Annotated in this window: 3 protein-coding genes; 2 read left to right on the forward strand and 1 reads right to left on the reverse strand. The window is 35.7% G+C overall.

Going from position 1 to position 3,752, the window contains the following annotated elements; genetic code table 11:
• Nucleotides 1-770, reverse strand: a 770-nt coding sequence (locus V7014_RS24190; RefSeq protein ID WP_335511159.1) for a DUF1835 domain-containing protein, incomplete at its 3' end; no start/stop codon positions are given.
• Between the two features lie 289 nt (nucleotides 771-1,059).
• Here V7014_RS24190 and V7014_RS24195 point away from each other — a divergent pair.
• Complete coding sequence (locus V7014_RS24195; RefSeq protein WP_335511161.1) at nucleotides 1,060-2,820, forward strand: SulP family inorganic anion transporter; 1,761 nt, start codon at nucleotides 1,060-1,062, stop codon at nucleotides 2,818-2,820.
• 203 nt (nucleotides 2,821-3,023) lie between these two features.
• Nucleotides 3,024-3,731, forward strand: coding sequence for a 23S rRNA pseudouridine(2604) synthase RluF (gene rluF, locus V7014_RS24200; RefSeq protein ID WP_335511162.1), 708 nt, complete (start codon nucleotides 3,024-3,026; stop codon nucleotides 3,729-3,731).
• Nucleotides 3,732-3,752: the final 21 nt, after the last annotated feature.

The raw sequence follows: 3,752 nt of genomic DNA on the forward strand, positions 1-3,752 counted from the left end.
ACACTTCGTATCTTTCCATTTTGCATAATACGTAATTTTTCATCAGTGGATGTTAGTTGCTCCCATACATTTTCATATTCTAAACGTAGATCATTTGTTAAAGGCTTCAACTCGTATGTACTTGGCAACAATTCTTGATAAGCCTTAAAAGGTACTCTACTCGTATGTTTACATTCTGAATTATTGGTTTGCTTATTGAAGATATAAGGTGCATCCATAATATAAATATCATTTCGCTTTTCTTTTAATAAATATAATAAATAAGCTAAACCCGTTTGTTCATGTGCATTATCTCCACTCCATATAACAATACGAATATGTTCAGAAATTCGGTTGATTGCAAGCAATGTAATGGTGTAATAATTGAAGAAATCATCAAGCTCTTCAATATAATGATGTAAATGATCTTGCAACCAAGCATATCTCTGAATAAAGCCACTTTGCTTTTGCAAGCGGCCAATTGGACCTACAGAAAATAAATCAGCCAGAGCAATTACTTTCTCTTCTTGATCTTTCTTTATTTGTTGTAGAGCTCGGTTTAAACTACCCGAAGTAGAACGACTAAATGTGAAATGGACAGTATGATAATTTCCTACTTGTTGTTCTGACTGATTTTGAAATTCATTTAACAGTTCTTCTTGAATATTTTTGATTCGATCAAAGAACTGTTGCTTATCTAATACATCTACCCCACTCAAAATTGTCATTAATAAGTTTCTAGCTTCATTATCTGATAAATAATCGACTGCTTTTCTTAACTTTTCTGTCATCGTTTAGGTTCTCCTTTGTATGACTTTCTCTAAACATCCATCCTTTAAGTATAAACCTACTTTGATCGAAAGAGGCTAAGTTTGCTCATTTACAAAAATCTTACATTTTTACAAACAATAAAAATAGTTCTACAAAAGATTAAATGTTACTTTTTTAAAATTATAAGAACCATTTATTTCGAGCGAATTAAATGGTTCACAAAGTTTTCATTGATATTCAAGTCAAACAGGAGTAACATGTGCATGTTCATAGGTTTAATTATACTAATGTTCAGGAGATGATTTTAAATTGTTCGCCGACTGGTTTAGCAATTATTCTACAACGAAGTTTAAGAAAGATTTGCTATCCGGTATTATTGTTGGTGTTATTGCCATTCCTCTTGGAATGGCATTTGCTATTGCATCAGGTGTAAATCCTGAGTACGGAATTTATACAACAATAATTGCCGGAATACTTGTTTCAATATTTGGTGGCTCTCGCTTCCAAATAGCCGGACCTACTGGAGCCTTTATTCCCCTGCTCTTCGGAATTGTCGCTACATATGGCTATGATGGTTTATTAGTCGCAGGATTTATGGCTGGAGTAATCCTAGTGTTAATGGGTGTATTCAAATTAGGAGTACTTATTAAATATATACCACGCCCAGTTACTATCGGTTTTACAACAGGTATCGCTGTTACCATTTTCATTGGACAAGTATCTAAATTCCTTGGTTTAGATGGTGTAGCTAGTAAGGAATATTTCCATGAAAATGTTTATGAAATCATTACTCATTTTTCCACCATCAATTTTTATAGCATTATCATTGCATTAATATGTTTATTTACTATTATTTACACACCTAAATTTTTACCGAAGATGCCAGGAGCAATTGTTGGTATTGTGCTTTCTACCATTGTTGCCATCGTATTCTTCCCTGATAAAGTTGCCACCATTGGATCAGCGTACGGTAGCATTCCAAGCTCCCTGCCTCGCTTCCAATTTTTTGACGTGAGCTTTTCTGAAGTGGTGGAATTAATTCGCCCTGCTTTTACCATCGCAATGTTAGGAGCTATTGAATCATTATTATCATCAGTAGTTGCAGATGGAATGACCAATACTCGTCACAATAGTAATCGAGAGCTAATTGGTCAAGGTATCGCTAATATGGTTACACCATTATTCGGCGGTATTCCCGCAACAGGTGCTATTGCACGAACAGCAACGAATATTAAAACGGGTGCGCAAACTCGTGTAGCTGGCGTCATTCACGGTGTAGTCGTTCTTCTAACATTAGTGGTGCTTGCACCATATGCATCATTAATTCCACTAGCAAGCATGGCACCTGTGTTAATGGTTGTTGCTTGGAATATGAGTGAACGAAAAGAATTCATGCATGTATTAAAAACCAAAACTGGAGACTCAATTGTCTTAATGCTCACATTCTTACTCACAGTATTTGTCAACTTAACCGTTGCAGTAGAAGTTGGCTTATTACTTGCGATTATTTTATTCGTAAAGCGAATGAGTGAAGTATTTCGCGTCAACCACGTATTACCTGATTTAAATTCTGATGCTGGGAAACTATCCCCTTCAGCCGTATCAAACACTCATTTCTGTCCACAAATCAGCATGTTTGATGTGGAAGGTTCCTTATTCTTCGGAGCTGCAGAAACATTCGTGTATTACGTGTTAGATGCCATTCACTATCAACCGCGAGTTGTGTTACTGAAAATGAATAAATTATGCTATTTAGATACAACCGGTGAAAATAACTTAAAGCATATTATTCATCAACTACAAGAAAACAACTGTCAAGTATTGATTTCCGGCATGCACGATCAACCGCTCGAAATTGTAAAACGAACAGGATTATTTGATGAGTTAGGTGAACAAGCCTTCTTTTCTGATACACATTCGGCCATTATGCACGGCATCACATTAATCTCCAATGAAAAATGCCATGGTTGTCGTCATTTTGCCTTCAAAGAATGTGAAAAACTTTCATCTGTAAAAGTTAAAGATTCGCATTCAACAAAACAACGAAAACTTAATAATGCATCCATTTAAAGAATCTTTCAGGCTGTCAAATGAATCGACAGCCTGTTTCTGTTTTTCCCTTGTAAATTAGGTAGAAAATAAGTTATCTTAAAAACAATAAAGTGAAACTTTAATCGGTGGTGGGTGTTCGTCCATCCCCTACCGATTATTAGTTGAACCAATCGGGNNAGTTTGAACGGGATAAAAATTTAAAATTAAAAGGTGTGCTTCATTTGAGAATTAATAAATACATTGCTGAGTCAGGAGCAACTTCTAGACGAGGTGCCGATAAATTAATTGCTGAAAAACGAGTAACCATCAATGGTATAGTTGCTGAATTAGGTAGCCAAGCCGAAGACAGTGATGATGTTCGTATCGATGGTAAACCAATAAAAGCAAAGCAAGAATATGTCTATCTTGCTCTAAATAAACCAGCCGGCATTACAAGTACAACGGAACGACATATTAAAGGAAATATTGTGGACTTTGTCAATCACCCATTACGAATCTTCCATATTGGTCGCTTAGATAAAGATTCAACTGGCTTAATTCTACTTACAAACGATGGTGATATCGTGAACGAAATACTTCGTTCCGAGAATAGTCACGAGAAAGAATACATCGTCACAGTAGACAAGCCTATTACACCTGCCTTCTTAAAGAAAATGGCTAGCGGTGTGGAAATTTTAGATACTGTCACCCTACCCTGTAAAGTAAAACAATTATCTAAAAATGTATTCAACATCACTCTTACACAAGGCTTAAATCGTCAAATCCGCCGCATGTGCTCAGCACTTGGTTATGAAGTACGTGCCTTAGAGCGTATTCGAATTATGAATATACATTTAAATGGTTTAAAAATTGGACAATGGCGTGACTTAACAAAGTCAGAGCTACAAGATCTATTTACAGAATTAAATTACCATCCGAATCAAAGATGAGAAAAGAGGCTGTTCGAAAAG

The organism is Bacillus sp. JJ722 (genome assembly GCF_036963345.1).
GTDB lineage: Bacteria > Bacillota > Bacilli > Bacillales > DSM-1321 > Bacillus_AD.